This is a genomic window from Pseudomonas sp. MRSN 12121 (genome assembly GCF_000931465.1).
Taxonomy (GTDB): Bacteria; Pseudomonadota; Gammaproteobacteria; order Pseudomonadales; family Pseudomonadaceae; genus Aquipseudomonas.
The window spans coordinates 6,717,238-6,732,869 of record NZ_CP010892.1 but is presented as its reverse complement, the minus strand read 5'-3'; the positions used below and the strand labels follow the sequence as shown (position 1 = coordinate 6,732,869).

Genomic DNA, 15,632 nt, shown 5'->3' with positions numbered 1-15,632 from the left:
CAAATATAGGCGTTTATATAGTGAAAAGCACTGCCCGTTGCTTCTTATACTGCGCGCATCTTCGCTCTGAATAACAACGTCAGCGGTTAGCCGCGATGAGGGATATGAAAATGCGCGTTCTGGTCTTGGGTAGCGGCGTGATCGGTACCACCAGTGCCTACTATCTGGCCCGTGCCGGTTTCGAAGTGACCGTTGTCGACCGTCAGCCGGCCGTTGCGATGGAAACCAGTTTCGCCAACGCCGGCCAGGTTTCGCCGGGTTATGCCTCTCCCTGGGCCGCGCCGGGCGTACCGCTCAAAGCCATCAAGTGGCTGCTGCAGCGCCACGCGCCGCTGGCGATCAAGGCCACCGCCGACATCGATCAATACCTGTGGATGGCGCAGATGCTGCGCAACTGCACCGCTGCCCGCTACGCCGTGAACAAGGAGCGCATGGTCCGCCTGTCCGAGTACAGCCGCGACTGCCTCGACGAACTGCGCGCCGAGACCGGCATCGCCTACGAAGGCCGCAGCCTGGGGACCACCCAGCTGTTCCGCACCCAGGCGCAACTGGATGGCGCGGCCAAGGACATCGCCGTGCTCAAGGAGTCCGGCGTGCCGTTCGAGCTGCTGGACCGCGAAGGCATCGCCCGCGTCGAGCCGGCCCTGGCCAGCGTCACCGACATCCTGGCCGGTGCCCTGCGCCTGCCGAACGACCAGACCGGCGACTGCCAGATGTTCACCACCCGCCTGGCGGAAATGTGCACCAAGATGGGGGTGGAATTCCGCTTCGGCCAGGACATCCAGCGCCTGGATTTCGCCGGCGATCGGGTCAATGGCGTGTGGATCGACGGCAAGCTGGAAACCGCCGATCGCTACGTGCTGGCCCTCGGCAGCTACTCGCCGCAACTGCTCAAGCCGCTGGGCATCAAGGCGCCGGTGTATCCGCTCAAGGGTTACTCGCTGACCGTGCCGATCACCAATCCGGCGATGGCCCCGACGTCGACCATCCTCGACGAAACCTACAAGGTCGCGATCACCCGTTTCGACAACCGCATCCGTGTCGGCGGCATGGCTGAAATAGCCGGTTTTGACCTCTCGCTGAATCCACGTCGGCGCGAAACGCTGGAGATGATCGTCAACGATCTTTATCCTCAGGGCGGCGATCTGTCCCAGGCCAGTTTCTGGACCGGCCTGCGTCCCACCACCCCGGATGGCACGCCGATTGTCGGTGCCACCCCTATGCGCAACCTGTTCCTGAACACCGGACATGGCACGCTCGGCTGGACCATGGCATGCGGCTCCGGTCGCCTGCTGGCTGACCTGATGGCGAAGAAAAAGCCGCAGATCAGCGCCGAAGGTCTCGATATTTCTCGTTACGGTAATCCTCAGGAGCCTGCAAAACATGTCAATCCAGCGCCAGCTCACCAATGAGCGCATGAGCCAGATCGTCGTTCACAACGGCACCGTGTATCTGGCCGGGCAAGTCGGCGACGACCTGACGGCCGGGATCGAGCAGCAGACCCGTGAAACCCTCGCCAATATCGAGCGCCTGCTGGATCTGGCCGGGACCGACAAATCGCGACTGCTGTCGGTGACGATCTACCTGAAAGACATCGATGCGCACTTCGCCGGCATGAACAGCGTATGGGACCAGTGGCTGCCAAAGGGCGTCGCCCCAGCCCGTGCGACCGTCGAAGCCAAGCTCTGCGAGCCGCACATCCTGGTCGAGCTGTCCGTCGTGGCCGCCCTGCCATAAGCACTATCCCTCTCCCGGCGCTACCGACGGTCGATACTGTCGGCCGGCGCCGGTTTTTTTCTTCCCACATGACCGCCTAGAAGTCTGCCGCCATGCGTCCTGCCCGTGCCCTGATCGATCTTCAAGCCCTGCGTCACAACTACCAACTGGCCCGCGAAGCATCGCCGGGAGCCCGTGCGCTCGCGGTGATCAAGGCCGATGCCTATGGCCATGGCGCGGTGCGCTGCGCCCAGGCGCTGGAGGCCGAGGCTGATGGTTTTGCCGTGGCCTGCATCGAGGAGGCCCTGGAGCTGCGGGCGGCGGGGATTCGTGCGCCGGTCCTGCTGCTGGAAGGCTTTTTCGAGGCCGACGAACTGGCGCTGATCGTCGAGCATGATTTCTGGTGCGTGGTGCATTCGTTGTGGCAACTGGAGGCCATCGAGCGGGCCACGCTCGCCAAGCCGTTGACAGTCTGGCTCAAGCTGGATTCGGGCATGCACCGTGTCGGCCTGCATCCCAAGGATTACCAGGCCGCCTACCAGCGGCTGCTGGCCAGCGGCAAGGTGGCGAAGATCGTGCTGATGAGCCACTTCGCCCGCGCCGACGAGCTCGGTTGCGCCCGCAGCGACGAACAGGTCGCGGTGTTCGAGGCGGCGCGCCAGGGGCTGTCCGCCGAGGTCAGCCTGCGCAATTCGCCCGCGGTGCTGGGCTGGCCGCACATTCCCAGCGATTGGGTGCGTCCCGGCATCATGCTGTACGGCTCGACCCCCTTCGAAGAGAGCCACCCGCTGGCCTCGCGCCTGCAACCGGTGATGACCCTGGAATCGAAAGTGATTTGCGTGCGCGAGCTGCCGGCCGGCGAGCCGGTGGGGTATGGCGCCAAGTTCGTCACCTCGCGGCCGATGCGTATCGGCGTGGTGGCGATGGGGTACGCCGATGGCTATCCGCGCCATGCGCCGACCGGCGCGCCGGTGCTGGTGGCGGGACAACGGAGCCAGTTGCTGGGCCGGGTTTCCATGGACATGCTGTGCATCGACCTGACCGATGTGCCGCAGGCCGGGCTGGGGTCTCCCGTCGAGCTGTGGGGCAGAAACATTCTCGCCAGCGAGTTGGCGGCCGCCGCCGAGACCATTCCTTATCAGATCTTCTGCAACCTGCGCCGGGTACCGCGGATCTATTCCGAGGGCTGAGCGCGCCTTGCCGAAGGTCGCCTCCTGTGGGGGATTCAGGCCCAAGTGTTGTAAATACTGAACGCTATCGCCATGATAACGCTCACTACAACAACGCCTGATTCCCTAGGAGGCCGCCGCATTGGACGTCGGTGAACGACTGCAATCCATCCGTAAGCTCAAGGGTCTTTCCCAGCGCGAACTCGCCAAACGCGCGGGCGTCACCAACAGCACCATTTCGATGATCGAGAAGAACAGCGTCAGCCCCTCGATCAGTTCGCTGAGAAAGGTTCTTGGCGGCATTCCCATGTCGATGGTCGAGTTTTTCTCGGAAGAAATCTTCCAGGAAGAACCCACCCAGATCGTCTACAAAGCCCACGAACTGATCGATATCTCCGATGGCGCGGTGACCATGAAACTGGTGGGCCGGGCGCATCCGAGCCGGGCGATCGCCTTTCTCAACGAGATCTATCCGCCGGGCGCCGATACCGGTGAAGAGATGCTCACCCACGAAGGCGAGGAAACCGGGATCCTGGTGGAAGGACGCCTGGAACTGGTGGTGGGTCTTGAGACATTCGTGCTCGAAGCGGGCGACAGCTACTATTTCGAAAGCACCAAGCCGCACCGTTTTCGTAATCCTTTCGACGTACCCGCGCGACTAATCAGCGCAGCCACGCCCGCGAACTTCTGAGGGAAGCGGCGCCCTGCAGCGATTGCAGCGGTGCCCGACGCAGGATTTCGTTTCCTGGCAATTCCCCTTTGGACTTTGGGGTTGTTTCAGAGTGGCGGGCTAACCGCTATACTTGCGCCGCCCGCGAAACCGTGGCCGTGGGCGTGACTAGCCACCATTGAGGGTGTACGCGTGAACCTAATTATGAAAATGCTGGCCGCACCAGCAACCGTATTGGCCCTCTGGGCTGTCAGCGCTCAAGCTGCGACCAACGACGACATTGCCAAGCGCCTCGAGCCGGTTGGCCAGGTCTGCGTCCAGGGTCAGGAATGCAAGGGCATGGAAGTCGCTGTCGCCGCCGGTGGCGGTGGTGCGAAAACCCCTGACGAAGTGATTGCCAAGCATTGCAATGCTTGCCACGGCTCCGGCCTGCTGGGCGCGCCGAAAATCGGCGATACCGCGGCCTGGAAAGAGCGCGCGGATCACCAGGGCGGCCTCGATGGCATCCTGGCCAAGGCCATCACCGGCCTCAACGCGATGCCGCCGAAAGGCACCTGCGCCGATTGCTCCGATGCCGAGCTCAAGGGCGCCATCCAGAAGATGTCCGGTCTGAAATAAGCCAGCATCTTGCGCAAAAAAGCCGCTTACGAGCGGCTTTTTTCATGCCCGCGATCCGCCCGGCACTGGTCATTGCAGCAAACTCCCGGCAAGCTCGGTCCAACCTCAATTCATGGACGGTACTGGAGGATCGGATGGTGCAATCATCTTCTATCGAGCGGGCGGTGGATGAGGTCCTGGCCCGCTTGCCGGCGCATATTCACCTGGGCATGCCGCTGGGGCTGGGCAAGCCCAACCGCTTCGCCAATGCCTTGTATCGGCGCATTGCGCAGTTGCCCGAACGCCAGCTGACGATCTATACCGCCCTGAGCCTGGGCCGGCCTGCGTTGGGCGATGGCTTGCAGCGGCGCTTTCTCGAACCCTTCGTCGAGCAGGTCTTCGGCGACTATCCCGAGCTGGACTTCCTGGCCGACCTGCAGCGCAACCAGGTGCCGGCCAATATCCATATCGAACAGTTCTTCATGCAGCCCGGCAGCCTGCTCAACAGCGCGCCGGCGCAGCAGGACTACGTGTGCAGCAACTACAGCCATGCCGCGCGGGACATCAATGCCGCGGGCTTGAACCTGGTCGCCCAGATGGTGGCCCGGGACCCGCAGCAGAGCGATCGCTTGAGCCTGAGCTGCAACCCGGACATCACCCTCGACCTGCTGCCGATGATCGCCGAGCGCCGTGCCGCCGGCGAAACCATCCTGCTGTTGGGCCAGATACATCGCGACCTGCCTTATATGCCGGGCGACGCCGAGGTCGATGCCGCGACCTTCGACCTGCTGCTCGACGAGGAGGAGAGCAGCACGCTGTTTTCCACGCCGAACATGCCGGTGGGTTTCCAGGACCACTTCATCGGGCTGCATGCCAGCACCCTGGTGCGCGATGGCGGCACCTTGCAGATCGGCATCGGCTCCATGGGCGACGCGCTGACGGCCGCGTTACTGGCGCGCCAGGCCGACAACGATGGCTACCGGGCGGTGCTGGCGGACCTGGAAATCCAGTGCTGGAAGCCGCTGATCGAGCGTGAGGGCGGGGTGGAGCCTTTCGCCAAGGGGCTTTACGGCTGCAGCGAGATGTTCGTCAACGGCCTGCTGGCGCTGGCCGACGCGGGCATCGTGCGTCGCAAGGTCTACCCCACGGTCAGCCAGCAGCGGCAGGCCAATGCCGGGACGCTGGGCGCCAGCCAGGCGGCGGGCGGGGTGTCGGTGCATGGCGGCTTTTTCCTCGGCCCGCGCAGCTTCTACCAGCGCCTCAGGGATCTGCCCAGGAGCAAGCTCGACGAGTTCAACATGACCGCCATCAGCTACATCAACGAGCTGTACGGCAATGAAGAACTCAAGCGCCTGCAGCGCCTGGATGCGCGGTTCATCAACAGCTCGATCATGGTCACCCTGCTGGGGGCCGGGGTCGCGGATCAACTAGAGGACGGGCGGGTGCTCAGCGGCGTCGGCGGGCAATACAACTTCGTTGCCCAGGGCCATGCGTTGCAGGGCGCACGTTCGATCCTGATCCTGCGCAGCTGGCGCGAATCCGCAGGCGTGGTGAGTTCGAACATCGTCTGGGAGTACGGCCACTGCACCATCCCGCGGCACCTGCGGGACATTGTGATCACCGAATACGGGATCGCCGATCTGCGCGGCAAGAGCGACGCGAAGGTCATCGAAGCGCTGCTCAATATCAGCGACTCGCGGTTCCAGCCGGGCCTGATCGAACAGGCTCGCAAGGCCGGCAAGCTGGCGGCGGACTTTCGCCTCGATCCGCGTTTCACCGACAACCTCCCGCAGCGCCTGCTGGCGATCCAGGCGCAACATCGGCATCTGTTCCCGGAGTATCCGCTGGGCAGCGATTTCAACGTCGAGGAGCGCGACCTGCTGCGCGCGCTGAACTGGCTGAAGAGCAAGTTCAAGCTCAGCGAGATCCTCGAACTGGGCAAGGCGGCGCTGGATGCGCCGGCGCCCGAGGCCTTCGCGGCGCACCTTGAGCGGATGCGGCTGGTGCAGCCCGAGGGCTGGCGCGAGGAGATCTATCAGCGTTTGCTGCTGGCGGCGTTGCGCGAGACCGCGCAGCCCCAGGGCTAGACGCCTGGCGGCGTCATCGCGGGCAATCGAACGTCGACCGGCCGCTCCTACAGAAGCGGGCGAGGCTTGTTTGCGATCAAAGAGGCAGAGCCTCTTAGATAAAGGTCACCACGCCGCCGGCCAGGGATTTGACCCGGGCCAGGGATTCCACGCGATAGCCTTGCGCATCCAGTTCGGCGCGGCCGCCCTGGAACGACTTCTCGATCACGATACCCAGGCCGGCCACGGTGGCGCCGGCTTGTTTGATGATCGAGATCAGGGCCTGGGATGCCTTACCGTTGGCCAGGAAGTCGTCGATGATCAGCACGCGGTCGCTGCTGGTCAGGTGGCGCGGGGAAATCGCCACGGTGCTTTCGGTCTGCTTGGTGAACGAGTAGACGGTCGCCGACAGCAGGTTCTCGGTCAGGGTCAGGGACTGGTGCTTGCGCGCGAAAATCACCGGTACGCCCAGGTTCAGGCCGGTCATGATCGCCGGAGCGATACCCGAGGCTTCGATGGTGACGATCTTGGTGATGCCCGAGTCCTTGAACAGCGCGGCGAATTCGTCGCCGATCAGCTTCATCAGGGCCGGGTCGATCTGGTGGTTCAGGAACGCGTCGACTTTCAGGACCTGATCGGAAAGCACGATGCCTTCTTCGCGGATTTTCTTGTGCAGTGCTTCCATGAAGCTTTCCTCTGTGGGCGTCGGGTACGCCTGAATTCTGATAAAAGGGGTCGATTGAAAAAGGGACAATTCTAGCGCTTTAGCATCGCGCGTATATCCGCCAATGCGTTATTGCCGCGCACCGCCTTGACCTCGGTCGGGGTGTCGTCGTTGCCTTCCCAGGCCAGGTCATCCGGCGGCAGTTCGTCGAGGAAGCGGCTGGGGGCGCAGTCGATGACTTCGCCGTACTGCTTGCGCTTGGCGGCGAAGGTGAACGCCAGGGTCTGGCGCGCGCGGGTGATGCCCACGTAGGCCAGGCGGCGTTCTTCCTCGATGGTGTCGGCTTCGATGCTGGAGCGGTGGGGGAGGATTTCCTCCTCCATGCCCATGATGAACACGTAGGGGAATTCCAGGCCCTTGGACGCATGCAGGGTCATCATCTGTACGCCTTCGGCGCCATCTTCCTCTTCCTGCTGACGCTCCAGCATGTCGCGCAACACCAGCTTGCCGATGGCGTCCTCGATGGTCATCTCGCCGTCTTCGTCCTTCTCCAGGGTGTTCTTCAACGCCTCGATCAGGAACCACACGTTGCCCATGCGGTAGTCGGCGGCCTTGTCGCTGGAGCTGTTGGTACGCAGCCAGTTCTCGTAGTCGATGTCCATGATCATGCTGCGCAGGGCGGCGATCGGGTCCTCGCCGGCGCATTGCTCGCGAACCCGGTCCATGAAGCGCTTGAAGCGCGCCAGGCGGTCGGTGAAGCGGCTGTCCAGGTGCTCGCCCAGGCCGATTTCCTCGGTGGCGGCGTACATCGAGATCTTGCGCCCGGTGGCGTAGTTGCCGAGTTTCTCCAGGGTCGTGGAGCCGATTTCCCGGCGCGGCACGTTGATCACCCGCAGGAAGGCGTTGTCGTCGTCCGGGTTCACGATCAGGCGGAAGTAGGCCATCAGGTCCTTCACTTCCTGGCGCCCGAAGAAGCTGTTGCCGCCGGACAGGCGATAGGGAATCTGGTGATGCTGCAGCTTCAGCTCGATGAGCTTGGCCTGGTAGTTGCCCCGGTAAAGGATCGCGAAATCGCTGTAGGGGCGGTTGGTGCGCAGGTGCAGGGTGAGGATCTCCATGGCCACCCGCTCGGCCTCGGCGTCCTCGTTCTTGCAGCGGATCACGCGGATCTCGTCGCCATGGCCCATTTCGCTCCACAGCTGCTTCTCGAACTCGTGGGGGTTGTTGGAGATCAGCACGTTGGCGCAGCGCAGGATGCGGCTGGTGGAGCGGTAGTTCTGCTCGAGCATCACCACTTTCAGGGACGGGTAGTCTTCCTTGAGCAGCATCAGGTTTTCCGGACGCGCGCCGCGCCAGGCGTAGATCGACTGGTCGTCGTCGCCCACCACGGTGAACTGGTTGCGCTTGCCGATCAGCATCTTCACCAGCAGATACTGGCTGGCGTTGGTGTCCTGGTATTCGTCCACCAGCAGATAGCGCACCTTGTTCTGCCACTTCTCCAGGATGTCGGCGTGCTCCTCGAACAGCTTCACCGGCAGCAGGATCAGGTCGTCGAAGTCCACCGCGTTGAACGCCTTGAGCGTGCGCTGGTAGTGGGTGTAGACGATGGCGGCGGTCTGCTCCTTGGGGTTGCGCGCGTTTTCCAGGGCCTGGGCCGGCAGGATCAGGTCGTTCTTCCAGGCGCCGATCATGTTCTTGATCTCGTCGACGCCGTCGTCGCCCGAGTATTCCTTTTGCATGATGTCGGTCATCAGGGCCTTCACGTCGGTCTCGTCGAAGATCGAGAAGCCCGGCTTGTAGCCCAGCCGCACATGCTCCTTGCGGATGATGTTCAGCCCCAGGTTGTGGAAGGTCGACACGGTCAGCCCGCGGCCTTCGCCGCTGCGCAGCAGGGTGCCGACCCGCTCCTTCATCTCGCGCGCGGCCTTGTTGGTGAAGGTCATGGCGACGATGTACTGCGCGCGGATGCCGCAGTTCTGGATCAGGTGGGCGATCTTGCGCGTGATCACGCTGGTCTTGCCGGAGCCAGCACCGGCGAGCACCAAAAGAGGGCCGCCGACGTAGTTCACGGCTTCTTGCTGCCGGGGATTGAGTCGGGACATGACGAAAAAAAGGGGTCTGTAGCGAAACGGGCGGGCATTTTAACAGGCTGGACGGATTCTGCCGCTTTCTCCGACTTGTGACGCAGCACGCTATCTAAATTTGCCGGTTTTGCTACTTTCCCTCAGGATGCGCGCTCAATTTGCGTCTAATGTTCGAGTTAGAGCGGTAGAATAAATTGCGTTTGATAATCAATGTCATTTGTCATTGTTTGTCCGCGCGTCATAATGCCCGCCACTACTTTTCCAGACTCCAGGGAGCTAGCTTGTCCAAGCCTGTCGAACCCTTGCGCTTGCTGCTGCTGGCTGAAGATCCGGCGTGGGCAGCGTTGTTGCGCGAGTGTCTCGCGCCGTTGGGAGACTCGGTGGTGCTGATCAGCGCGCCAACCTGGGAGTCTGTCAGCCGCCTGTTCGACGAGGATCGCTCGGCGATTCTGTTGACCGTCCCCCAACTGCAACCGGCCCCGGGCCGATGCAGCCTGCCCACCATACTGCTGCTGGACCAGGAGCCATCGAGTACGCCGGCGGGCGCCAGCGATTGGCTGGTGAGCAAGAACCTCGGTACCGATACGGTGCGCCGTTGCCTGCGCCATGTGCGCGAGCGCGGGCTGCTGGAGAGCACCCTGCAGCGCCTGGCCGAGCAGGACCCCTTGACCGGCATCGCCAACCGCCAGGGTTTCCAGACCCTGCTGGCGGCGCGCCTGGCGGAAAACGAAGGGCGGGGGCTGGCGCTGGGGCACCTGGACCTGGACAACTTCCGGCACGCCAACGATGCGCTGGGCCACCAGGCCGGCGACCGCTTGATCCTGCAAGTGGTCTCGCGGCTGAAAAGCCAGCTGGAGGCCGGCGATCAGCTGGCACGCCTGGGCAGCGACGAATTCGCCCTGCTGATCGACACCCGCCGGGCGCCGCAGCGCGCCGAATGGATGGCCGAGCGCATCGCCGAAGTCATGGCCGAGCCGTACTGGATCGATGGTGAAAGCCTGTTGATCGGTTGCAGCCTGGGCATCGCCCATGCCCGGGCCAACGCCGGTGCTGACCCGCTGATGTGGCACGCGCACATTGCCATGCAGCAGGCCAAGAGCACCCAGGGCTGTACCTTTCATGTCTTCAACGAACGCATCAACCGCAACGCCCGCAGCCTCGCCGACCTGGAAAGCGAGCTGCGCCGGGCCTTGCGCCGCGACGAACTGGAGCTGCATTACCAGCCGCGCCTGAACCTGCACGACGGGCAGATCGTCGGCCTCGAGGCCCTGGTGCGCTGGCGCCATGGCGAACGCGGCCTGTTGCCGCCCAGCGAGTTCGTGCCGCTGGCCGAGCAGAGCGGCCTGATCGTGCCGCTGGGCTACTGGGTGATTTCCCGGGCGCTGCGCGACATGCAGGTGTTGCGCGAGCGTGGCCTGTCGCCGCTGCACATGGCGGTCAATCTGTCGTTCCGCCAGTTCCAGGACAGCCAACTGCTGTCGACCCTCAGCCGGCTGATTGCCGAGCGCGGGGTCGAGGCGCAATGGCTGGAGTTCGAGCTGACCGAAACCGCGGTGATGCGCCGCAGCGACCTGGTCAAGCAGACCATGGATGCGCTGGGGCGGCTGGGGGTGCGGTTTTCCCTGGACGATTTCGGCACCGGCTTCTCGTCGTTCGTGCACCTCAACAGCCTGCCGATCGCCCTGCTGAAGATCGACAAGAGCTTTGTCGGCGGCATGGAGCAGCGTGAGGAGAACCGCAAGCTGGTGCACGCCATGATCAACCTGGCGCACAACCTTCATCTCGAGGTGGTGGCCGAAGGCGTGGAAACCCCCGAGCAACTGGCCTTGCTGCGCAGCTTCGGCTGCGACCAGGTGCAGGGCTACCTGATCAGCAAGCCGTTGCCGCTGGCGGAGCTGGTGGAATACCTGACGTTCGGCCGCAGCCAGCAGATCCTGACTGTGTAAGAGCGAGCTGGCTCGCCCCTCCTACAGAGAATCCCGCACTGCCTGGAAACCATCCTGCGAACGGCTGCCGGCGCCTTCCCGGCGGATCATCCGCTGCATCTTCCATTCAAACGCCAGGGTCAGGCTGATGGCGGCGCAGGCCAGCCCCGACGCCAGGCCCCACCACACGCCGGTCGCTCCCCAGCCAAGGGTGAACGCCATCAGCCAGGCCGTCGGCGCCCCGATCAGCCAGTAGCAGCCCAGGCCCACGAGGAAGGTGGTCTTGGCGTCCTTGAGGCCGCGGATCGCGCCCATGGCGATGGTCTGGGTGCCGTCGAACAGCTCGAACCAGGCTGCTACCGCCAGCAGGCTGACCGCCAGGTTGATCACCTCGCGAAAGGCCGGGTCGTCATGGTCGAGGAACAGCCCGATCAACTGGTTCGGCAAGAGCCAGAACACCATGGCGAAACACAGCATCGCCGCGCCGCCAAAGGCGATCCCGACCCGCCCGGCCAGGCGCGCCTGCAACAGCTGCCCGGCGCCGTAGTGCTGGCCGATGCGCATGGTGATCGCGTAGGAGATCCCGGCCGGCACCATGAAGGCCACCGAGACGATCTGCAGGGCGATCTGGTGCGCCGCCAGCTGGGTGCTGCCCATGGTGCCCATGCACAGCGCGGCGAAGGCGAACAGCCCGACTTCCACCGCATAGGTGCCGCCGATGGGCAGGCCCAGGCGCCACAGTTCCCGCAGGTACTGGCGGTTGGGCCGCGCCAGGCCCTGGCGCAGCGGGTAGGCGGCATAGGCCGGATGCCGCTTGATATGCCAGGCCAGCGCCAGGGCCATGCAGTTGGCGACGATCGCGGTGACCAGGCCGATGCCCACCAGCCCCAGTTTCGGCAAGCCGAACATGCCGGTGATCAAGGCGTAGTTGAGCAGGAAGTTGGCCACGGTGCCGCCCAGGCTGATGACCATCACCGGCGTGGCGCGGCCGATGGCGCTGGTGAAGCCGCGCAGGGCCATGAAGCTCAGGTAGCCGGGCAGGGCGAACGGCAAGATCAGCAGGAACTGGCCGGCGGACTGCACGTTGCTCTCGGTCTGGCCGAACAGCAGCAATACCGGCTTGAGGTTCCACAACAGCAAGCCGGCGACCAGCGCCATCAGCCAGGCCAGCCAGAGCCCGGCCTGGGTCAGGCGGGCGGCGCCCTCGATGTCGCCGGCGCCCTGGCGGATCGCGACCAGGGTGCCGACCGCGGCGATCACGCCGATGCAGAAAATCGACACGAACGAATAGGTGGCCGCGCCCAGGCCGCCGCCGGCCAGGGCTTCCGGGCTGAGGCGGGCCATCATCAGGGTGTCGGTCAGGACCATCAGCATGTGCGCCAACTGCGAGGCGATCAGCGGTCCGGCCAACCGCAGAATGGCCCAGAGTTCGGTACGTGCTGGATGCTGCATGATCATCGGTCTCAAGCGCGGGGAGGGAGTCAAGAACGTTGATTCTCGGTGCTCTGGGCGACTTGCACAAAGGGATAAAAACGATTGGTAGCATGATTAAAACTCATGCTGGGTGAATTCTGCTAAGTTGTCGCCCTTGCGCCTGTGGAGTGCTGCCATGCCCCGTCGTCTTCCGCCCCTGTATGCCTTGCGCGCCTTCGAGGCCGCGGCGCGGCACAGCTCGTTCACTCGCGCGGCCGAGGAACTGTCGATTACCCAGAGTGCCGTCAGCCGGCATATCCGTACCCTGGAAGAACACTTCGCCTGCCGGCTGTTCCAGCGCAGCGGGCGCAACCTGCAACTGACCGAGGCCGCGCGGTTGCTGTTGCCGGGCATCCGCGAAGGCTTCACCGCCCTCGAGCGCGCCTGCAATACCCTGCGCGCCGAGGATGACATCCTGCGCATGAAGGCACCCTCGACCCTGACCATGCGCTGGTTGCTGGCGCGCCTGAGCCGCTTCCGGCATTTGCAGCCGGGCAACGAAGTGCAATTGACCAGTGCCTGGATGGACGTCGACTCGGTGGACTTCAACCAGGAGCCATTCGACTGCGCGGTGCTGTTGAGCAATGGTCACTTTCCCCCGGACTGGGAGGCCAGCTACCTGTTTCCGGAACTGCTGATCCCGGTAGGGGCGCCGAACCTGCTCAACGATCAGCCCTGGGACGTGGCGCGGCTGGCGGCCACCGAGCTGCTGCACCCGACCCCGGACCGTCGCGACTGGCGCAACTGGCTGGAGCGCATGGGGCTGTCCGGACAGGTGTCGCTCAAGGGCGGCCAGGTATTCGACACCCTGGAGCTGGGCATGATCGCCGCGGCGCGTGGTTATGGGGTGTCCATGGGCGACCTGTTGATGGTGGCCGAGGATGTGGCCCAGGGACGCCTGAGCCTGCCGTGGCCGACAGCGGTGGCCAGTGGCGAGAACTATTACCTGGTATGGCCCAAGACCCGGCCCGGAGGTGAACGTTTGCGCCGCCTCAGCGATTTTCTCCAGAACGAGGTCCGGGCCATGCAATTGCCCGCGGTAGAGCGCCTCGGCTGAAACGATGAAGGTGCCGTGGCAAGGGGCCTGCACGATACCCGTCCGATTCGCTCAAGTATTGATCGACGCCGCCGAATCCTTGGAAGTGGAACCTTCGTTCTGGATGGTTTCGACACCTCATTCCTACTAGAAGAAATCGCCGAGCGTGGGACGAGATCAGGACGATCCGGTCTCTCGGCCAGGAGCTGTCATGCCTCAACCTCGTGCCCGGATCGCCTCGCAGCTTGGTCTTGCCCTCGCCGTGATACTGGCGGTCGTGATCAGCGGCAGTACCGTTTTCGCCCTGCGTTCGCTGGACGCCGCCAACCTCGACACCCGGGAAGAACACCTGGCCAGCGAGGCGCGGCTGCTGGCCGACCAGCTCAACACCTTCCACGGCACCCTGCGGGAAAGTACCCAGCGCCTCAGCGGGCTGTTCGAGAAGCGCTTCAGCGGCGGCCTGAGCCTGCACTTGGAGCAGCCGGTGACGGTGGCCGGTACCCAGACCCCCGGTCTGCACCTGGGTGATGTGGTGCTGAACAACAACTTTGAGGAAGTCGACGAGTTCAAGCAGATGACCGCCGGTGTGGCGACCGTGTTCGTGCGCAGCGGCGACGACTTCGTGCGTATCAGCACCTCGCTGAGCAAACAGGACGGCAGCCGCGCCATCGGCACCCTGCTGGACCACGCGCACCCGGCCTACCAGAAGCTCATGGCCGGGCAGGGCTATGTCGGCCGTGCGCTGCTCTTCGATCGCCTCTACATGACCCAGTACACGCCCGTGCGGGACAGCAGCGGCAAGGTGATCGCGGTGCTGTTCGTCGGTTTCGACTACACCGACGCGCAGAACGCCCAGTTCGACAACCTCAAGCGTTTCCGCATCGGCCAGACCGGTTCCCTGGCCTTGCTCGACGAACAGCAGAAATGGCTGGTGCCGCCGGCTGGCGTGCAGGCCCCGGAACAGTCGGCGAAGACCCTGGCCGAGCTGGCCAGGCAGCCGGGCAAGGGGCGCTTCTGGAGCGACCAGGGCGAGGACTTCTACAGCGTGGTCGTGCCCTTCGAAGGTGGGCCCTGGTCGGTGGTGGCCAGCATGCCGAAAGCCGAAATCCGCGCGGTGACCTGGAGCGTCGGCACGCGCCTGGTCATCGGCAGCCTGCTGGCGATGTTGCTGGCGGTGGGCGCCACGGTCTGGCTGCTGCGCAGCAAACTGGCGCCGCTGGGCGACCTGGTGCGCCAGGCCGATGCCCTGGGCAAGGGTGACCTGAGCGCGCGCCTGAAGGTCGCCAGCCAAGATGAAATCGGCCAGCTGGCCGGCAGTTTCAACCAGATGGGCCAGGCGCTGTCGACCATGGTCGAGCACATCCGCAAGGCGGCCCAGGAGGTCAATGGCCGGGCCCAGGCGCTGTCCGGGCTGTCGGGGGGCGCCTATGAAGGCATGGAACAGCAGTCGGGCGAGATCAGCAGCATGGCCGGGGCGGTGGAAGAGTTCAGCGCCACCTCGCTGAACATTGCCGACAACATGGGCAACACCGAGCGCCTGGCGCAGGAGAATGCCCAGCAGACCCGCATCGGCCGCACCTCCATGGATGAAGCCTCGGCCTCGCTGGAACAGATCGCCGGCGCCCTGAACAGCACCGCCACGGTGATCAACACTCTGGGCCAGCGCTCCGAGGAAATCGGCGGCATCGTCGGCGTGATCACCTCGATCGCCGACCAGACCAACCTGCTGGCGCTCAACGCCGCCATCGAAGCCGCCCGCGCCGGCGAGCAGGGTCGCGGTTTTGCCGTGGTCGCCGACGAGGTGCGCAACCTGGCCTCGCGGACCCGCGAAGCGACCGACGAAATCTCGGGGATGATCAACAGCATCCAGCAGGAAACCGGCAACGCCATCGCCACCATGGAACAAGGCAACGTGCTGATGCAGGAAGGCCTGGCCCGCAACGCCAATGTCGCCTCGGCCCTGGCGCGCATCGACGAGCAGAGCCGCGCGGCCGGCGAGCAGTTTGCCGCGATCACCACCGCGACCCAGGAGCAGAGCAGCACTGCGACCCTGCTCAGCAGCAACCTGCAAAGCATCGCCCTGGCCAACAGCGAACAGCGCGAGGTGGTCTCCAACCTGGCGATTACCGCCAAGGAGCTGGAGCAACTGGCGGCGGACCTGCGGCAGGAGGTCGATCGCTTCCGCTGACAGCGCTTCGCGGGCAAGCCTCGCTCCTACAAGGTCATGTGGTG

Annotated in this window: 12 protein-coding genes; 9 read left to right on the top strand and 3 right to left on the bottom strand. The window is 64.3% G+C overall.

All coding sequences use genetic code 11. The annotated features are described in order from the left end of the window. Positions 1-110 precede the first annotated feature (110 nt). The 6 genes from dadA to TO66_RS30735 all read left to right on the top strand — a co-directional run bounded on the left by dadA (position 111) and on the right by TO66_RS30735 (position 6,239). The gene (gene dadA, locus TO66_RS30760) at positions 111-1,412 is read left to right on the top strand and encodes a D-amino acid dehydrogenase (RefSeq protein WP_044465755.1); all 1,302 of its coding nucleotides are present in this window, start codon (positions 111-113) and stop codon (positions 1,410-1,412) included. Continuing rightward, the gene (locus TO66_RS30755; protein ID WP_044465754.1) at positions 1,384-1,737 is read left to right on the top strand and encodes a RidA family protein; all 354 of its coding nucleotides are present in this window, start codon (positions 1,384-1,386) and stop codon (positions 1,735-1,737) included. Before dadA ends, TO66_RS30755 begins: the two co-directional genes overlap by 29 nt. Positions 1,738-1,829: 92 nt before the next feature. After that, complete coding sequence (gene alr / locus TO66_RS30750; protein ID WP_044465753.1) at positions 1,830-2,906, top strand: alanine racemase; 1,077 nt, start codon at positions 1,830-1,832, stop codon at positions 2,904-2,906. 121 nt (positions 2,907-3,027) lie between these two features. Beyond that, positions 3,028-3,576 carry a cupin domain-containing protein gene (locus tag TO66_RS30745; RefSeq protein WP_044465752.1) on the top strand — a complete coding sequence of 183 codons (549 nt, stop codon included), beginning with the start codon at positions 3,028-3,030 and terminating at the stop codon, positions 3,574-3,576. 183 nt (positions 3,577-3,759) lie between these two features. Then, on the top strand, positions 3,760-4,173 hold the full coding sequence (locus tag TO66_RS30740) for a cytochrome c5 family protein (protein WP_044465751.1): 414 nt from the start codon (positions 3,760-3,762) through the stop codon (positions 4,171-4,173). Positions 4,174-4,307: 134 nt separating this feature from the next. Then, on the top strand, positions 4,308-6,239 hold the full coding sequence (locus TO66_RS30735; protein ID WP_044465750.1) for an acetyl-CoA hydrolase/transferase C-terminal domain-containing protein: 1,932 nt from the start codon (positions 4,308-4,310) through the stop codon (positions 6,237-6,239). A gap of 94 nt (positions 6,240-6,333) precedes the next feature. Here the strand turns inward: TO66_RS30735 and TO66_RS30730 are convergent, their stop codons facing one another. Then, complete coding sequence (locus tag TO66_RS30730; RefSeq protein ID WP_044465749.1) at positions 6,334-6,903, bottom strand: xanthine phosphoribosyltransferase; 570 nt, start codon at positions 6,901-6,903, stop codon at positions 6,334-6,336. 71 nt (positions 6,904-6,974) lie between these two features. Then, positions 6,975-8,984 carry a DNA helicase Rep gene (gene rep / locus TO66_RS30725; protein WP_044465748.1) on the bottom strand — a complete coding sequence of 670 codons (2,010 nt, stop codon included), beginning with the start codon at positions 8,982-8,984 and terminating at the stop codon, positions 6,975-6,977. Between the two features lie 263 nt (positions 8,985-9,247). Here rep and TO66_RS30720 point away from each other — a divergent pair, with 263 nt between their 5' ends. Next, the gene (locus TO66_RS30720) at positions 9,248-10,912 is read left to right on the top strand and encodes a bifunctional diguanylate cyclase/phosphodiesterase (RefSeq protein ID WP_044465747.1); all 1,665 of its coding nucleotides are present in this window, start codon (positions 9,248-9,250) and stop codon (positions 10,910-10,912) included. 21 nt (positions 10,913-10,933) lie between these two features. On the opposite strand, the gene TO66_RS30715 is transcribed toward TO66_RS30720, so the two are convergent. Further along, positions 10,934-12,343, bottom strand: a complete 1,410-nt coding sequence (locus TO66_RS30715; protein ID WP_177330423.1) for a NorM family multidrug efflux MATE transporter — start codon at positions 12,341-12,343, stop codon at positions 10,934-10,936. Positions 12,344-12,500: 157 nt separating this feature from the next. Between TO66_RS30715 and TO66_RS30710 the strand changes: the two genes are divergently transcribed. Both TO66_RS30710 and TO66_RS30705 read left to right on the top strand, forming a co-directional pair. Then, positions 12,501-13,421, top strand: a complete 921-nt coding sequence (locus TO66_RS30710; protein ID WP_044465745.1) for a LysR substrate-binding domain-containing protein — start codon at positions 12,501-12,503, stop codon at positions 13,419-13,421. Between the two features lie 190 nt (positions 13,422-13,611). Further along, positions 13,612-15,588 carry a methyl-accepting chemotaxis protein gene (locus TO66_RS30705; protein ID WP_044465744.1) on the top strand — a complete coding sequence of 659 codons (1,977 nt, stop codon included), beginning with the start codon at positions 13,612-13,614 and terminating at the stop codon, positions 15,586-15,588. Positions 15,589-15,632: the final 44 nt, after the last annotated feature.

Coding starts and splice junctions, on each gene's coding strand:
- dadA (WP_044465755.1), top strand. CDS start 111: ATGCGCGTTCTGGTCTTGGGTAGCGGCGTGATCGGTACCACCAGTGCC.
- TO66_RS30755 (WP_044465754.1), top strand. CDS start 1,384: ATGTCAATCCAGCGCCAGCTCACCAATGAGCGCATGAGCCAGATCGTC.
- alr (WP_044465753.1), top strand. CDS start 1,830: ATGCGTCCTGCCCGTGCCCTGATCGATCTTCAAGCCCTGCGTCACAAC.
- TO66_RS30740 (WP_044465751.1), top strand. CDS start 3,760: ATGAAAATGCTGGCCGCACCAGCAACCGTATTGGCCCTCTGGGCTGTC.
- TO66_RS30735 (WP_044465750.1), top strand. CDS start 4,308: ATGGTGCAATCATCTTCTATCGAGCGGGCGGTGGATGAGGTCCTGGCC.
- TO66_RS30730 (WP_044465749.1), bottom strand. CDS start 6,903: ATGGAAGCACTGCACAAGAAAATCCGCGAAGAAGGCATCGTGCTTTCC.
- rep (WP_044465748.1), bottom strand. CDS start 8,984: ATGTCCCGACTCAATCCCCGGCAGCAAGAAGCCGTGAACTACGTCGGC.
- TO66_RS30715 (WP_177330423.1), bottom strand. CDS start 12,343: ATGCAGCATCCAGCACGTACCGAACTCTGGGCCATTCTGCGGTTGGCC.
- TO66_RS30710 (WP_044465745.1), top strand. CDS start 12,501: ATGCCCCGTCGTCTTCCGCCCCTGTATGCCTTGCGCGCCTTCGAGGCC.
- TO66_RS30705 (WP_044465744.1), top strand. CDS start 13,612: ATGCCTCAACCTCGTGCCCGGATCGCCTCGCAGCTTGGTCTTGCCCTC.